We start from the raw sequence: 14,782 nt of genomic DNA, 5'->3' as shown, positions 1-14,782 counted from the left end.
GAAAGGATGAGGAAATGGAAGTTTTCGAGCAATTCGCAGAAGCTTACGGACGCAACAAACTCGAAGAGATGTCGCTGCAGGACTACCTGCTTGGATGTCGCGAGGATTCTGCGATGCGGGCGACGGCGGCGGAGCGGATGGTCACGGCCATCGGCGAGCCGGAATTGGTGGATACGGCGCAGGACCAGCGGCTGAGCCGGATCTTTCTGAACCGGACGATCAAACGCTACAAACCTTTCGAAGATCTCTACGGGATCGAGGAGACGATCGAGCGCATTGTCGGGTTCTTCCGGCACGCCAGCCAGGGGTTGGAAGAGCGCAAGCAGATCCTCTACATGCTCGGGCCTGTGGGCGGCGGCAAGTCGACCCTGGCCGAGGTCCTCAAGAACCTGATGGAAGTCGAGCCGATCTACGTGCTCAAGGCGGGCGAGGAAATCAGCCCGATCTTTGAATCGCCCCTCGGTCTGTTCGACCGAAACCAGATGGGCGATCTGCTGGAAACCAAGTACAACATTCCCAAGCGGCTGCTGACCGGGCTGATCTCGCCCTGGGCGGTGAAACGGCTGGGCGAGCTCGATGGCGATGTATCGAAGCTGTCGGTGGTCAAGCTCTACCCCTCCAAGCTGCGCCAGGTCTGCGTGGCCAAGACCGAGCCGGGAGACGAGAACAACCAGGATATCTCCTCGCTGGTCGGCAAGCTCGACATCCGCAAGCTGGAGGATTTCAGCCAGAACGACCCGGATGCCTACAGCTATTCCGGCGCGCTGAACCGGACCACCCAGGGGATGATGGAATTCGTCGAGATGTTCAAGGCACCGATCAAGGTGCTGCATCCGCTGCTGACCGCGACCCAGGAGGGGTCCTACGTCGGCACGGAGAATATCGGCGCCTTTCCCTATCAAGGGGTCATCGTCGCACATTCCAACGAGGCGGAATGGCAGCAGTTCAAGAACAACCGCAACAACGAGGCCTTCCTCGACCGGATCAGCGTCGTTAACGTGCCATATTGCCTGCGCGCCTCTGACGAGACCCGGATCTATCAGAAGCTGCTCAGTGAAAGCAGTCTAGCCGACGCGACCTGCGCCCCCGAGGCGCTGGAGATGCTGGGTCGGTTCAGCGTGCTGACACGGCTCAAGGAGCACGAGAACTCGCCGATCTATTCCAAGCTGCGCGTCTATGACGGGGAGACTCTGAAGGACACCGATCCGAACGCCCGTTCGGTGCAGGAATACCGCGATGTCGCGGGGGTCGACGAGGGGATGAACGGGATTTCCACCCGTTTCGCCTTCAAGGTGTTGTCGGAGACCTTTAACCACGACAACGAAGAAGTCGCCGCCGATCCGGTGCATCTGCTCTACGTGCTCGAGCAATCGGTCAAGCGGGTGCAACTGCCCGAAGAGGTCGAGGGTCGGTATCTCTCCTATATGAAGGACGAGCTCGCGCCGCGTTATGCGGAATTCATCGGCAACGAGATCCAGAAAGCCTATCTCGAATCCTATTCGGATTACGGTCAGAACCTGTTTGACCGCTACATCGCCTATGCCGATGCATGGATCGAGGATCAGGATTACAAGGACACCGATACCGGGCAGCTCTTCAACCGCGAGATCCTCGAACAGGAGCTGGCCAAGATCGAGAAACCGGTAGGCATCACCAACCCGAAGGATTTCCGCAACGAGGTGGTCAAGTTCGTGCTTCGTGCCCGGGCGGAGAACCACGGCGAGAATCCGGATTGGCGCAAATACGAGAAGCTGCGCCGGGTGATCGAGAAACGGATGTTCGGGCAGATCGAAGACCTGCTGCCGGTCGTCAGTTTCGGCGCCAAGCGCGACAAGGAAACCGAAGCCAAGCATGATGAATTCATCGACCGGATGATCGACCGCGGCTACACCCGCCGTCAGGTCAGACGACTGGTGGAATGGTACATGCGCGTCAACAAGGCAGGGTAACCAACCAGAGAGGTCCAGAGCAGATGGCCCATTTCGTTGATCGTCGATTGAATCCGAAGGGCAAGAGCCACGGCAACCGCCGAAGGTTCATCGGACGGGTCCGCACCGCGGTGAAGGAGGCGGTCAACGAAAGCGTCCGGCGCCGTGGCATTGCCGATGCAGACCAGAAGGAAATGATCACCGTCCCCGGCAAGGGTATTGCGGAGCCCACGTTCCGCCATGCCTCCGAGGGCGGTCACCGCGAATATGTGCTGAGCGGCAACCGAAGCTTCAACGTCGGTGACCGGATCAAGAAACAGCGCAGCGGCGGCGGTGGTCGGGGGGGCAAACAGGGCTCTGCCGATGGCGAGGGCGAGGATGAGTTTCTCTTCGTCCTGTCGCGAAGCGAGTTTCTCGAACTCTATTTCGAGGATCTCGAACTGCCCGATCTGGTCAAGCAGAACCTCAAGGAAATCAAGGCCGCCAAGCCCAACCGCATGGGCTATACCGTCGCGGGCACACCCTCCAATCTCAGCGTCAGCCGGACCATGCGCAACGCCTTCGGGCGCCGCATCGCCCTGCGACGGCCAAAGACCCGCGACATGCTGGAAATGGCCGCGCGGATTGCCGAGCTCGAAGCGCTCGACAGCCGTGACAGCCGCCAGTCCCGCGAGCTTGAAAGCCTGCGTGAAACGCTCGACAGGCAGGAACGGCGACGCCGCCTGATCCCCTTCGTCGATCCGCTCGACGTGCGCTACAAGCATTTCGAGATGCGTCCCGAGCCTTCCTCCAACGCGGTGATGTTCTGCCTGATGGATGTATCGGCCTCGATGGGCGAACGCGAAAAGGATCTGGCCAAGCGGTTCTTCGTGCTGCTGCACCTGTTCCTGAAACAGCGATACGAAACCATCGAACTGGTATTCATCCGGCATACGCAGGTGGCCAGCGAAGTCGATGAACAGACCTTCTTTCACTCCCGGGAGACCGGCGGCACGGTGGTCAGCAGCGCACTCAAGCAGATGCAGGAGGTGATCGAGGCGCGCTATCCGCCCTCGGAATGGAACATCTACGCGGCGCAGGCGTCGGACGGCGAGAATTACAGCGGCGACTCACGGCTCTGCGCCGAGCTCCTCGGCGACCGGCTGATGAAGCTCTGCCAGTATTTCGCCTATATCGAGATCCTCGAAGAGAGCGAGGTCAAGCTGATGAACAGCGAGGAAAACGGCATGGAATTGTGGCGTTCCTACCGTCAGGTCGCCACCGAATGGGAGAATTTCGCGATGAAGCGGATCTCCAAACCGGCCGATATCTACCCCGTCTTCCGGGAATTGTTTGTCCGTAAGGGTCAGAAGGTGAGCGATGTCTGAACAGGTGATCGAAGGCGGCACGCCGCTTTTCCAGCATGCGGAATGGGATTTCAACGCGATCCGGCGCAGCTACGAGGCGATCGAGAAGATCGCCTTGGGGGATCTGCAACTCGATGTCTATCCCAACCAGATCGAAATCATCTCCTCCCAGCAGATGGTCGATGCCTATTCCTCCAACGGCATGCCGCTGATGTACCGGCATTGGTCCTTCGGCAAACGTTTCGTGCGCGACGAACAGCTCTACCGCAAGGGCGCGCGCGGGCTGGCCTATGAAATCGTGATCAATTCCAGCCCCTGCATCAGCTATTGCATGGAAGACAATTCCATGGCGCTGCAGACGCTGGTCATTGCCCATGCCGCTTTCGGCCATAACCATTTCTTCAAGAACAACCATCTGTTCCGGCAATGGAGCGATGCCGAGGGTATTCTCGATTACCTCGAATATGCGCGCGACTATATCGCCGAATGCGAGACGCGGCATGGCGAGCGGGAGGTCGAAGACCTGCTCGACGCTGCCCATGCGCTGATGCAGGCCAGCGTCTTCCGCCATCGCCGCCCCGCCTCGATCTCCCTGCGTGACGAGGAAGCGCGCCAGCGCGAGCGGCTGCGCGAGGAAGAGGAAGCGGCCAACTACCTCTGGGACGCCTTCGAACGCGCCCGCCCGCATCAAAGGACCGACGAGGAGGCCCAGAAGCGCAAGCGGGCCATGGGATTGCCGGAAGAGAACCTGCTCTATTTCCTCGAACGACACAGCCCGATCCTCGAACCATGGCAACGCGAGGTCTTGCGCATCGTGCGCAATATCTCGCAATATTTCTATCCGCAGCGCCAGACCAAAGTGATGAACGAAGGCTGTGCCTGTTTCGTGCATTACTACATCATGAACGCGCTCTATGAGCAGAAATTGCTGAGCGACGGCGACATGCTGGAAATCCTGCACAACCATACCAATGTGCTGACCCAGCCGGATTTCGACTCCCCCCATTCCGTCGGCCTCAACCCCTATGCGATCGGTTTCGCGATGATGCAGGACATCAAACGCGTCTGCACCGAGCCGACCGACGAGGATCGGGAATGGTTTCCCGACATCGCCGGGGCCGGAGATTGGCGCAACGTGCTCAAGGATGCCTGGACCAATTACCGCGACGAAAGCTTCGTCCAGCAATTCCTCGGCCCCGAGGTGATCCGCAAGTTCCGGCTCTTCGCGCTCAGCGACGATGCCGAGGACGCCTTCCGCATGGTCAGCGCGATCCACGATCAGCGCGGCTATCACGCGGTCCGCGACGCCCTGGCCAATTCGCTCGATGTGTCCAATGCCGACCCGGATATCCAGGTCGTCGATGTGGATCTGCTGGGCGACCGCTGTCTGCACCTGCGTCATTTCCAGCGCAACCGGGTCCCGCTCGACCCCGAGACGCGCAATGCGACGCTCGAATATATGCGCAGGCTCTGGGGCTATAACGTGCAGCTCGAGGAAAGCGCCCAGACCTGACCGGCGCTAGAGCCCGCTTTTTCCCGCCACCGGGCCATACGCCTCGCGGCGGCCGCGCGATCGTGGCTTCGCCATTCGCGGAGGCTTCCGAAACCGCCCATTTTCCTTCGCATCGGCCAAGCGTTGGCGCTGCGCCAACGTACTGGCCCTGCCCGCCTCAATTCGTCGTAACGACTGCAAATTAAGTTGACTTTGCGGCGGTATTTTGGAAAGCTTTTTTATGGGATTTCACGAATTTCGGGATCCAGACTTTTCAAGACCCGTATAAAGTGTTCTGTTAAGCGTCTTCTTCTTACAAAACCGTTTCAAACGCGCAACTTTCGCGTCGCACGAGGAGTGCATCGCAATGACGTGTTTTAATTCAGGCACGCAGAAACTGTCGCAATTCCATTTTATCGACACCCTATTGCACTATTGGCAATGGGGCGGCTCTCGCGAATGCACCGGCTACGGAGTCCTTCCCGTTCCGACAGGGTCACCCCATCACCTTCGCTTTTCTCCGAACACAAGTCCTTTCCCCTTGCGGGAAACGCGGAATCTTTCCGTGCAGGGGCCGTTGCGCCTCGTGCCGCGCTGACCGCGAGGACCAGGCACCAGCAGCGCGGAAAATTCCGCACCGCCGATGCCGCGACAGGATTCGCGCAGGTCCGATCACTGCGCGGAAAACATGCCGCCCCTCGCGGCATGCCATGCAACCTTCGCCCTGCGACGCCGGGTGGAAAACTAGGGAGAAACTGATGAAGAAACTTGTTGGACTGTCAACTCTTGCGATGTTCTGGGCCGGTCAGGCTTTGGCCACTGTTCCGTACAACGGCAATGGCGAAGTCTCCGATGTTCCGGAGATCAGCGCTGTGTCCGGGGCAGCCGCCCTGGCGGTGCTCGGCGCAACCGTCGCCCTGATGTGGGAGCGCCGTCGCCGCCGTTAATGGCCGACGGATATATTGCTTCCGAATCCAGCCCGGCGTCCCCTCGCCGGGCTGGCGTAATGCGAATGCCAGAGGAGCCGCGCCTTTCCATGACCTTCAAGGATCTCGACCTGCCGCGCACGCCCGTTCGTTTTGCCCGTCCGCTTCTGGCCCTGCTGATCGCGGCAGCGACGCTGACCCTGATGGGCCATGCCTTCGACGCGATCTACAAGCCGGAATGCGGCAAGTTCACCATCTGGCGCATGTGCCTGTTCCTGGTGACGCTCGAGAAACGACTGCTGGCGCTGCTGGTGATCCTGCTGCTGGCGATGATGGCGCGACCCGGGCGTTTCACCGCCCTCGGGCGCGCCGCGATGACACCTGCCGCCACCGGGCCGCAATTCATGCTGATCCTTCCCGGCGTATTCTTGGTACTGCTGTCGAGCCTCTTCTTCGAGGCCACCGACCCGGCCGGACTGCGCCAGATCGGCCTCACCGCCTGGATCACCGGCGGTCTGCTCGTGGCCGCCGGCGCGCTGCGCCTGATCGCGCCCTGGTCGGTCTGGGGCGGCACGTTGCGGGAGAATTGGCTCAGCCTGGCCCTGCCTGCACTCATCGCGCTGAGCCTGCCGGAGATCGGTCGCTTCCTGTTTCCGTTGTGGCATATCGAGGCGGTGCGCCAGCTCTCCTTCGACGCGGTGGTCGCGCTCGCGCCGCTGACCGGGCTCGACCTGTTCCATATTCCGGGAGAATACGTGATCGGTCAGGGCGATTTCCTGGTGCGCATCAATCAAAGCTGTTCCGGGGTCGAGGGTTTCGCCCTGATCTCGGTCTTCCTGACGCTCTATATCACGCTGTTCCGCCGTGAACTGGCCTTCCCGCGGATCTTCCTGATCCTGCCCATCGGTCTCGCCCTCTCATGGGTGTTCAACGTAATCCGCATCACCCTGCTGATCTGGATCGGTGTCAATATCTCCCCGGATCTCGCCGTCGACGGGTTTCACTCCCATGCAGGCTGGCTGATGTTTTCGGTGCTCGCGCTCGGCTGTGCGCTGAGCCTGCGTCTGGTGCCCTGGTTCCAGCGGGCCCATGTCGGCCGGAGCGCCTCCGCCGCCGCGATTTCCGCGCCCCGACCGCTGCCGCCGCTGCTGCAGGATTGGAACGCGGTGCGGATCCTGCCTTTCGCGGTGTTCATGGCCTCGGCGGTGATTGCCTCGACCTTCTTCACCCTGCCGAGCCTCGCCTATCCCATGCGCTTCCTGCTGATGCTGGCGGTGCTGTTTCTGTTCCGCCGGGCCCTCGCCCGGATCGACTGGCGGCTTTCGCCGCTCGCGGCCGGGCTCGGTGCCGTGATCGGCCTGCTCTGGCTCTGGAGCGCGCCGGTCGCGCAGGCGGACACCCCGCTCGATCTCGCGCTTGCCAGCCTCGGTCCCCTGGCGCTGGCGATCTGGATCGTCGCGCGGGTCGGCGGCACCATCCTTGCCGTGCCGCTGATCGAGGAATTGTTCTTCCGCTCCTATCTCCTCGAACGGCTGGGTGCCGGGCGTAGCCCCTGGTTCATGCTGCTCGCCGTCGCGCTCAGCACCGCTGCCTTTGCGCTACTGCATGACCGCTGGCTCGCCGCCGCTCTCGCCGGGCTGGTCTTCGCCTGGCTGGCACTGCGCCGCGACGGCAGGTTGAGCGACGCGGTTCTGTGTCATGTCATTGCCAACGCAGTGATTGCCGGGCAGGCCCTGATACTGGGCAACTGGGCGCTGATCTGAGAGGCGCGACCTCCGCCCGTTCGGGCGTTCACTTGAGCAGCATTCATAATCTTTACGTCAATTATGAATTTGCTGTCAGAAACCAAAGAAGCTACCTCAAAGGCTCCCCGACCCTTCCAGCGTTGTAGAGCCATGAAAACCTTCAGACTGCCCCGATCAGACACTTTCGATAGGCTGCACGATCTCGCCCGGGAGCGGATCCTGCTGCTGGACGGGGCGATGGGCACGATGATCCAGGCCCTGCCGCTCGGCGAGGAGGATTACGCCGGGACCGGCAGCGGCAGCCCCTGCCCGCATCCGACCGACCTGCCGCAGAAGGGCAACAACGACCTGCTCACGCTGACCCAGCCCGCGGCGATCGAGGCGATCCATTTCGACTTCGCCCTGGCCGGGGCTGACATCGTCGAGACCAACACCTTTTCCTCCACCAGCATCGCGCAGGCCGATTACGGGCTGCAGGCCGCGGTGCATGATCTCAACGTCGCGGCGGCCCGCGTCGCGCGGCGCGCGCTCGACCGGGCGACGGCCGAGGATGGCCGCCCGCGCTTCGTCGCGGGGGCGGTGGGGCCGACCAACCGCACCGCCTCGCTCAGCCCCGATGTCAACAATCCCGGCTATCGCGCCGTGACCTTCGATGACCTGCGCATCGCCTACGGCGAACAGATCCGCGGGCTGATCGCCGGGGGTGCGGACCTGATCCTGATCGAAACGATCTTTGATACGCTCAACGCCAAGGCGGCGATCTTCGCCTGTTTCGAGGCTTTCGCGGAACATGGCACGCGTCTGCCGGTGATGATCTCAGGCACCATCACCGATGCCTCCGGGCGCACCCTGTCGGGGCAGACGCCGACCGCCTTCTGGCATTCGATCCGCCATGCGCGGCCCTTCTCCGTCGGGCTCAACTGCGCGCTCGGCGCAGCGGCCATGCGCCCGCATATCGCCGAGATCGCAACCGTCGCGGATGCACTGACCTGCGCCTATCCCAATGCCGGCCTGCCCAATGAATTCGGCCAATATGACGAAGGCCCGGAAGCGACCGCCGCACAGATCGGCGAATTCGCGGAACAGGGGCTGGTCAATCTGGTGGGCGGCTGCTGCGGCACCACGCCCGATCATATCCGCGCCATGGCCGATGCCGTCGCTGCCCATTCTCCGCGAAAGGTAGAAACCCATGACTGACCGTCTCCTCCGCCTCTCGGGGCTCGAACCCTTCGTGCTGACGTCAGACATCCCCTTCGTGAACGTCGGCGAGCGGACCAATGTCACCGGCTCCGCCCGGTTCCGCAAGCTGATCACCAACCGCGAATACGACACCGCGCTCGAAGTCGCCCGCGATCAGGTCGAGAATGGCGCCCAGATCATCGACATCAACATGGATGAGGGGTTGATTGACTCAAAAGCGGTGATGGTCGAATTCCTCAATCTCCTTGCCGCCGAACCCGATATCGCCCGCGTGCCGGTGATGATCGACAGTTCCAAATGGGAGGTGATCGAGGCCGGGCTGCAATGCGTTCAGGGCAAACCGATCGTCAACTCGATCTCGCTGAAGGAAGGCGAGGCGCAGTTCCGCGAACATGCCGAGCTCTGTCTGGCCTACGGCGCGGCCGTCGTGGTCATGGCCTTCGACGAGGAAGGCCAGGCCGACACGGCCAAACGCAAGACCGAGATCTGCGCCCGTGCCTATCAGATCCTCACCGAGGAGGTCGGCTTCCCGCCCGAGGATATCATCTTCGATCCCAATATCTTCGCGGTGGCCACCGGCATCGAGGAGCACAACAATTACGGCGTCGATTTCATCGAGGCGACCCGCTGGATCCGCGCAAACCTGCCCCATGCCCATGTCTCCGGCGGCGTGTCGAACCTCAGCTTCTCCTTCCGCGGCAACGAACCGGTGCGCGAGGCGATGCATGCGGTGTTCCTCTATCACGCCATTCAGGCGGGCATGGACATGGGCATCGTCAACGCGGGGCAGCTCGCGGTCTATGACCAGATCGACCCGGAGCTGCGCGAGGCCTGCGAGGACGTGGTGCTGAACCGGCGTGACGACGCGACCGAGCGGCTGCTGGACCTCGCCGAACGGTTCCGCGGCGACGGCAAGCGCGAGGAAAAGCTGCGCGATCTGGCATGGCGTGACTGGCCGGTCGAAAAGCGCATCGAACATGCGCTGGTCAACGGCATCACCGAGTTTATCGACCTCGACACCGAAGAGGCCCGCCAGGCCGCCGAGCGCCCGCTCGAAGTGATCGAAGGGCCGCTGATGGCCGGGATGAACGTCGTGGGCGATCTGTTCGGCGCGGGCAAGATGTTCCTGCCGCAGGTGGTCAAGTCCGCCCGCGTGATGAAACAGGCGGTGGCGTTGCTGCTGCCCTATATGGAAGAGGAAAAGCGGCTGTCGGGTGGCGACGGGCGCGAGAGTGCCGGCAAGATCCTGATGGCGACGGTGAAGGGCGATGTTCACGACATCGGCAAGAACATCGTCGGCGTCGTGCTGGCCTGCAACAATTACGAGATCATCGACCTCGGCGTCATGGTGCCGCCGCAGAAGATCCTCGAAGTTGCCCGCGCCGAGAAGGTCGATGTGATCGGCCTCTCGGGGCTCATCACGCCCTCCCTCGATGAGATGGTGCATATGGCCAGCGAGTTGGAACGCGACGGTTTCGACATCCCGCTGCTGATCGGCGGCGCGACGACGTCGAAAGTGCACACGGCGGTGAAGGTCTCGCCCGGCTACAAGCGCGGCCAGACCGTGCATGTCAACGACGCCAGCCGTGCTGTCGGCGTGGTGTCCAACCTGCTCAGCCCGGCGCGCAAGGAAGACTATGCGGCCAAGGTCCGCGCCGAATATGCCGAGGTGGCCGAGCGTCATGCCCGCGGCGAGGCCGCCAAGGTGCGCCTGTCGCTCGCAGATGCACGTGACAATGCGCTGAAACTCGACTGGAACGCCTATGTCCCGGCCACGCCGGACGTCAACGGGGTCAAGGTGATCGAGGACTGGGATCTCGCCGAGATTGCCGAATATATCGACTGGACGCCGTTCTTCCGGACCTGGGAGCTCAAGGGCATCTATCCGAAGATCCTGCAGGACGAGAAACAGGGCGAAGCCGCGCGCGCGCTCTTTGCCGAGGCGCAGGAGATGCTCGCCCGGATCGTCGCGGAGAAATGGTTCACCCCCCGCGCCGTGATCGGGTTCTGGCCCGCAAACAGCGTGGGCGATGACATCCGCCTCTATGCCGATGCCAGCCGCACCGGCACGTTGGCCACCTTCCACACATTGCGCCAGCAGACCGCCAAACGCGCGCCGCGCCCCAATCTGGCGCTGTCGGATTTCGTCGCGCCCGAAGGCAGGGCGGCGGATTGGCTGGGCGGTTTCGTGGTGACCGCCGGACCGCAGGAAGCGGAAATCGCCAAGCGTTTTGAGCAGGCCAATGACGATTATTCCGCCATTCTGGTCAAGGCGCTGGCCGACCGCATCGCCGAGGCCATGGCCGAGATGCTGCACGCAAAGGTGCGCCGCGAGCATTGGGGCACCTCGCCGGATGAGACATTCAGCCCGCAGGAACTGATCCCCGAGCCTTACGCCGGCATCCGTCCTGCCCCGGGCTATCCGGCGCAGCCTGACCATACCGAGAAAGAGACGCTCTTCGCGCTGCTCGACGCCGAAAAGCACACCGGGGTGAAGCTGACCGAAAGCATGGCCATGTGGCCCGGCAGCTCGGTCTCCGGCCTCTATATCGGTCATCCGGACAGCTATTATTTCGGCGTCGGCAAGGTCGAGCGCGACCAGGTCGCCGAATATGCGCGGCGCAAAGGGATCGACATGGCCGAAGCCGAGCGCTGGCTCGCGCCGATCCTCAATTACGTGCCCTCGCAGAAATCGGCGCTGGCCGCCGAATAGCACGGGAAGTTTCCCCGGCGCCGCTCAACCCGGCGCCGGGAACATCCGCTGACCGTCAATGGCGATATCTTCCAGCGTATATTGTCCGAGCGTGTCAAGAAACGCCTGGGTCGCCGCGATCAGCGGTGCGGGCAGCGCGCAGATCGGCGTGATGCGGCAAGCATTGTCAGGACGCTGACATTCCACCAGTGCAAAGTCCGGCTCTATCAGCCGGACCACGTCGGCAAGGGCAATCTCCCCCGTCGGCATCCCGAGCCGCAGCCCGCCGCTGCGCCCGCGCCGCGCTTCGAGCATACCGGACCGCGTGAGCGTGTTCACGACCTTCATCGTGGTGCTGCGCGAGACGCTATAGAAATTCACCACATCCTCGATGCGAAACCATTGCTCGCCCTTTGCCGCCGCGAAGATCAGGACACGAAACGCAATGTCGCAGGTATCTGTCAGGCGCATCTAGTCACTCCATCGGCTGCCGTCCGCGCGAATTGTCGCAGAGTCGGGATATAAGAGTCTTTCTACTTGCATCAATAACCCTCGTATCAATAGATGCCCCTCATCGGAATCTTATTGACCAGGAGCCCTCGAATGACCACCCCCCTGTCCGAAAGCACCATTGAAATCGTCAGCGCCACCGTCCCCGCCCTCGAAGCCCATGGCGAGGCTATCGTCGCGCGCATGTACGAACGGTTGCTGGCAGATCCCGCCATCCGCGCCTTTTTCAACATGTCCCACCAGAGCGGCAGCTCGCCACAGCACAAGGCGTTGACCGGCGCGATCCTCGGCTATGCCCGGCATATCCGCGAGCCGCAGGTTCTGGCCGCCACGATCGAGCGGATCGCCCATAAACACGTCGCGCTGCAGATCGCGCCCGAACATTATGACGCCGTGGCGAATGCGTTGCTTGCGGCAATCTCCGACGTGCTGGGCGAGGCCGCGACGCAGGAGGTGCTCACCGCCTGGGGCGAGGCCTATTGGTTCCTGGCCAATGTGCTGATCGGCCGCGAGAAGGATCTCTACACCGCACAGGCCGAGGCCCCCGGAGGCTGGTCCGGCTGGCGCGATTTCGTCGTTGCCGAGAAGATCGCCGAAACCTCGGAGATCAGCTCCTTCATCCTGCGCCCGGCCGATGATGCGCCGGTGCTGCGTCACAAGCCCGGACAATATCTGACGCTGCTGATCGACACCGGCGCGGGCGAGCCGCTGCGACGCACCTATTCGGTCTCGTCGGCGCCGAACGGACGGGATTACCGGATCACCGTCAAGCGCGAGGCGGCGGGCAAGGCATCCGGATGGCTGCACGATGTGGCCCGGGAAGGCACGATCCTCAGGGTCGCGGCGCCGACGGGGGATTTCTTCCTCGATCCGGCCGGAAAATCGGAGATCGTGCTGCTGTCGGGCGGTGTCGGCCAGACCCCCATGCTCTCGATCCTCGAAGCCCAAAGCGGCGGGCGCCTGCCGGTGACCTATATCCACGCCGCCCGCAGCCCGATGCATCACGCGATGAAGGACACCCCGCGCAATCTCGCGACCAGAACGGCGGTATTCTACGAAGAGACCGAGGCGACGGGCGACGCGGATGTGCTCGAAGGCAGGGTCAATACCCAATGGCTCGCCGCCAACACCAGTCCGGAGCGCGCCGATTACTACGTCTGCGGGCCGGTCGGCTTCATGAAGGCCACGATCGAAGGATTGCGCGAGATCGGCGTCAGCGACGACCGGCTGCATTATGAGTTCTTCGGCCCGGCCTCCGAGGCACTGTAAGACAGGCAGGGCGCGCCAAGCCTTCGGGCATGGCGCGCCTTTATCAATCCGGCCCTGGCGGAGCAGAATCACAATCCGCCCGGCGCCGCCATATGCCCCCATTGACCCAGAAACACGCAATAAATTTGCGCAGTCAACCAGCTTCTTCGGACAGCCTTCGAAAACTGGGCTTATCCGCGCCTCCCTTCGCCAAGAACTCCCGGAATCTTCAGGTAATCTGCGGTGAAAGACGACAGAGCCAAAGAGGGCAATGCTATGAAGATCATCGTTTTGGGCGCCGGTGTGGTTGGGGTCACCTCGGCCTGGTATCTCGCCAAGGCCGGACATGAGGTCACCGTGATCGAGCGCAACGACGCCGTGGCGCAGGATACCAGCTTCGCCAATGCCGGGCAGATTTCGCCGGGCTATGCCGCGCCCTGGGCCGCGCCCGGCGTGCCGCTGAAGGCGCTGAAATGGATGTTCGAGAAACATGCGCCGCTCATCGTCTCGCCCCGTCCCGAGCTTGCCAAGCTGACCTGGCTCGCGCAGATGCTGCGCAATTGCACCGAAGCACGCTACGCCGTGAACAAGGGCCGCATGGTGCGGCTTGCCGAATACAGCCGCGACTGCCTGATCGCGCTGCGCGAGGAAACCGGCATTGCCTATGACGGGCGCCAGCAGGGCACGCTGCAATTGTTCCGCACCCAGAAACAGGTCGATGGCGCGGCCAAGGATATCGACGTGCTGAAGGAGCGCGGCGTGCGTTTCGAACTGCTCGACCGCGCGGGCTGCGTCGCTGCCGAGCCGGGGCTCGAAAATGCGCGGGACAGGATCGCCGGCGGGCTGCGCCTGCCCGGTGACGAGACCGGCGATTGCCAGATTTTCACCACCCGGCTCGCCGAGATGGCCCGCGCGCTTGGCGTGACCTTCCGTTTCGGCACCGCGATCAGGCGGCTGGAGCAGAGCGGCGGGCGGATCACCTCGGTCGAAACCTCGCAGGGGCCGATGGAGGCCGATGCCTTCGTCGTGGCGCTCGGCAGCCCCGCGCCACTGCTGACCCGGCCGCTAGGGGTCAAGCTGCCGATCTATCCGGTCAAGGGATATTCGATCACCGCGCCGCTGGTCGATCCCGAGCGCGCGCCGCAATCGACGGTGATGGACGAAAGCTACAAGGTCGCGATCACAAGGCTCGGCGACCGGATCCGCGCCGGGGGCATGGCCGAGCTCAACGGGTTCAGCAAGACGCTGGTGGCCAAGCGACAGGACACGCTGACCCTCTCGGTCGAGGACCTGTTCGGCGGAGCAGCCGACCAGAGCCGCGCGCAATTCTGGACCGGACTGCGCCCGATGACGCCGGATGGCACGCCGGTGATCGGCCGGGCCGGGGCGGCAAACCTGTTCCTCAACACCGGTCACGGCACGCTGGGCTGGACCATGGCGGCCGGTTCGGGGCAGCTGCTCTGTGACATCGTCAGCGGCAGCGCCAGCGCCATTCCGGCAGCCGAATACGGATACGAGCGCTACCTGCCGTCCGACCGGCGCCCTAGAGAGGAACAGCTCCGGCCAGTCACCGGCTGAGCGCGGGGTCCGCGTTCGGGCCCGAGCGGCCCGGATGCGGCAGCCTCACGACCTGCGGCGCGCAACCTGGCCTATGGCTGGATTGTGCGACGGGGCATCCGGGCACCGTCGGGAGGG

10 protein-coding genes are annotated in these 14,782 nt (G+C 63.0%); 9 read left to right on the top strand and 1 reads right to left on the bottom strand.

The window, feature by feature from the left end:
- Nucleotides 1-14 precede the first annotated feature (14 nt).
- The 7 genes from ACFSUD_RS03835 (at nucleotide 15) to metH (ending at nucleotide 11,350) form a co-directional block, all read left to right on the top strand.
- The gene (locus tag ACFSUD_RS03835) at nucleotides 15-1,949 is read left to right on the top strand and encodes a PrkA family serine protein kinase (protein WP_386371632.1); all 1,935 of its coding nucleotides are present in this window, start codon (nucleotides 15-17) and stop codon (nucleotides 1,947-1,949) included.
- A 23-nt stretch (nucleotides 1,950-1,972) separates the two neighbouring features.
- Nucleotides 1,973-3,295 (top strand): YeaH/YhbH family protein, encoded by a 1,323-nt coding sequence (locus ACFSUD_RS03830; protein WP_386371630.1) that lies wholly within the window; start codon nucleotides 1,973-1,975, stop codon nucleotides 3,293-3,295.
- Nucleotides 3,288-4,787 (top strand): SpoVR family protein, encoded by a 1,500-nt coding sequence (locus ACFSUD_RS03825; RefSeq protein ID WP_386371628.1) that lies wholly within the window; start codon nucleotides 3,288-3,290, stop codon nucleotides 4,785-4,787. The genes ACFSUD_RS03830 and ACFSUD_RS03825 overlap by 8 nt, the downstream gene beginning before the upstream one ends.
- 737 nt (nucleotides 4,788-5,524) lie before the next feature.
- Nucleotides 5,525-5,713 (top strand): VPEID-CTERM sorting domain-containing protein, encoded by a 189-nt coding sequence (locus ACFSUD_RS03820; RefSeq protein ID WP_386371626.1) that lies wholly within the window; start codon nucleotides 5,525-5,527, stop codon nucleotides 5,711-5,713.
- 89 nt (nucleotides 5,714-5,802) lie between these two features.
- Nucleotides 5,803-7,455 carry an exosortase E/protease, VPEID-CTERM system gene (gene xrtE, locus ACFSUD_RS03815; protein ID WP_386371624.1) on the top strand — a complete coding sequence of 551 codons (1,653 nt, stop codon included), beginning with the start codon at nucleotides 5,803-5,805 and terminating at the stop codon, nucleotides 7,453-7,455.
- A 132-nt stretch (nucleotides 7,456-7,587) separates the two neighbouring features.
- Nucleotides 7,588-8,634, top strand: a complete 1,047-nt coding sequence (locus ACFSUD_RS03810) for a homocysteine S-methyltransferase family protein (RefSeq protein WP_386371623.1) — start codon at nucleotides 7,588-7,590, stop codon at nucleotides 8,632-8,634.
- Complete coding sequence (gene metH / locus ACFSUD_RS03805) at nucleotides 8,627-11,350, top strand: methionine synthase (protein ID WP_386371621.1); 2,724 nt, start codon at nucleotides 8,627-8,629, stop codon at nucleotides 11,348-11,350. The genes ACFSUD_RS03810 and metH overlap by 8 nt, the downstream gene beginning before the upstream one ends.
- Nucleotides 11,351-11,374: 24 nt before the next feature.
- On the opposite strand, the gene ACFSUD_RS03800 is transcribed toward metH, so the two are convergent.
- On the bottom strand, nucleotides 11,375-11,800 hold the full coding sequence (locus tag ACFSUD_RS03800; RefSeq protein WP_386371619.1) for an RrF2 family transcriptional regulator: 426 nt from the start codon (nucleotides 11,798-11,800) through the stop codon (nucleotides 11,375-11,377).
- Nucleotides 11,801-11,932: 132 nt separating this feature from the next.
- Here ACFSUD_RS03800 and hmpA point away from each other — a divergent pair, with 132 nt between their 5' ends.
- The gene (gene hmpA / locus ACFSUD_RS03795; protein WP_386371617.1) at nucleotides 11,933-13,108 is read left to right on the top strand and encodes an NO-inducible flavohemoprotein; all 1,176 of its coding nucleotides are present in this window, start codon (nucleotides 11,933-11,935) and stop codon (nucleotides 13,106-13,108) included.
- Nucleotides 13,109-13,363: 255 nt separating this feature from the next.
- On the top strand, nucleotides 13,364-14,665 hold the full coding sequence (locus ACFSUD_RS03790) for a D-amino acid dehydrogenase (RefSeq protein ID WP_386371615.1): 1,302 nt from the start codon (nucleotides 13,364-13,366) through the stop codon (nucleotides 14,663-14,665).
- Nucleotides 14,666-14,782 lie beyond the last annotated feature (117 nt).

Source organism: Sulfitobacter aestuarii, from assembly GCF_042685005.1.
GTDB classification, from domain to species: Bacteria; Pseudomonadota; Alphaproteobacteria; order Rhodobacterales; family Rhodobacteraceae; genus Sulfitobacter; species Sulfitobacter aestuarii.
This window is presented reverse-complemented; position numbering and strand designations above follow the sequence as displayed.

Bases quoted from the DNA above. Each gene is read 5' to 3' on its own strand.
- ACFSUD_RS03835 (WP_386371632.1), top strand. From the start codon at position 15: ATGGAAGTTTTCGAGCAATTCGCAGAAGCTTACGGACGCAACAAACTC.
- ACFSUD_RS03830 (WP_386371630.1), top strand. From the start codon at position 1,973: ATGGCCCATTTCGTTGATCGTCGATTGAATCCGAAGGGCAAGAGCCAC.
- ACFSUD_RS03825 (WP_386371628.1), top strand. From the start codon at position 3,288: ATGTCTGAACAGGTGATCGAAGGCGGCACGCCGCTTTTCCAGCATGCG.
- ACFSUD_RS03820 (WP_386371626.1), top strand. From the start codon at position 5,525: ATGAAGAAACTTGTTGGACTGTCAACTCTTGCGATGTTCTGGGCCGGT.
- xrtE (WP_386371624.1), top strand. From the start codon at position 5,803: ATGACCTTCAAGGATCTCGACCTGCCGCGCACGCCCGTTCGTTTTGCC.
- ACFSUD_RS03810 (WP_386371623.1), top strand. From the start codon at position 7,588: ATGAAAACCTTCAGACTGCCCCGATCAGACACTTTCGATAGGCTGCAC.
- metH (WP_386371621.1), top strand. From the start codon at position 8,627: ATGACTGACCGTCTCCTCCGCCTCTCGGGGCTCGAACCCTTCGTGCTG.
- ACFSUD_RS03800 (WP_386371619.1), bottom strand. From the start codon at position 11,800: ATGCGCCTGACAGATACCTGCGACATTGCGTTTCGTGTCCTGATCTTC.
- hmpA (WP_386371617.1), top strand. From the start codon at position 11,933: ATGACCACCCCCCTGTCCGAAAGCACCATTGAAATCGTCAGCGCCACC.
- ACFSUD_RS03790 (WP_386371615.1), top strand. From the start codon at position 13,364: ATGAAGATCATCGTTTTGGGCGCCGGTGTGGTTGGGGTCACCTCGGCC.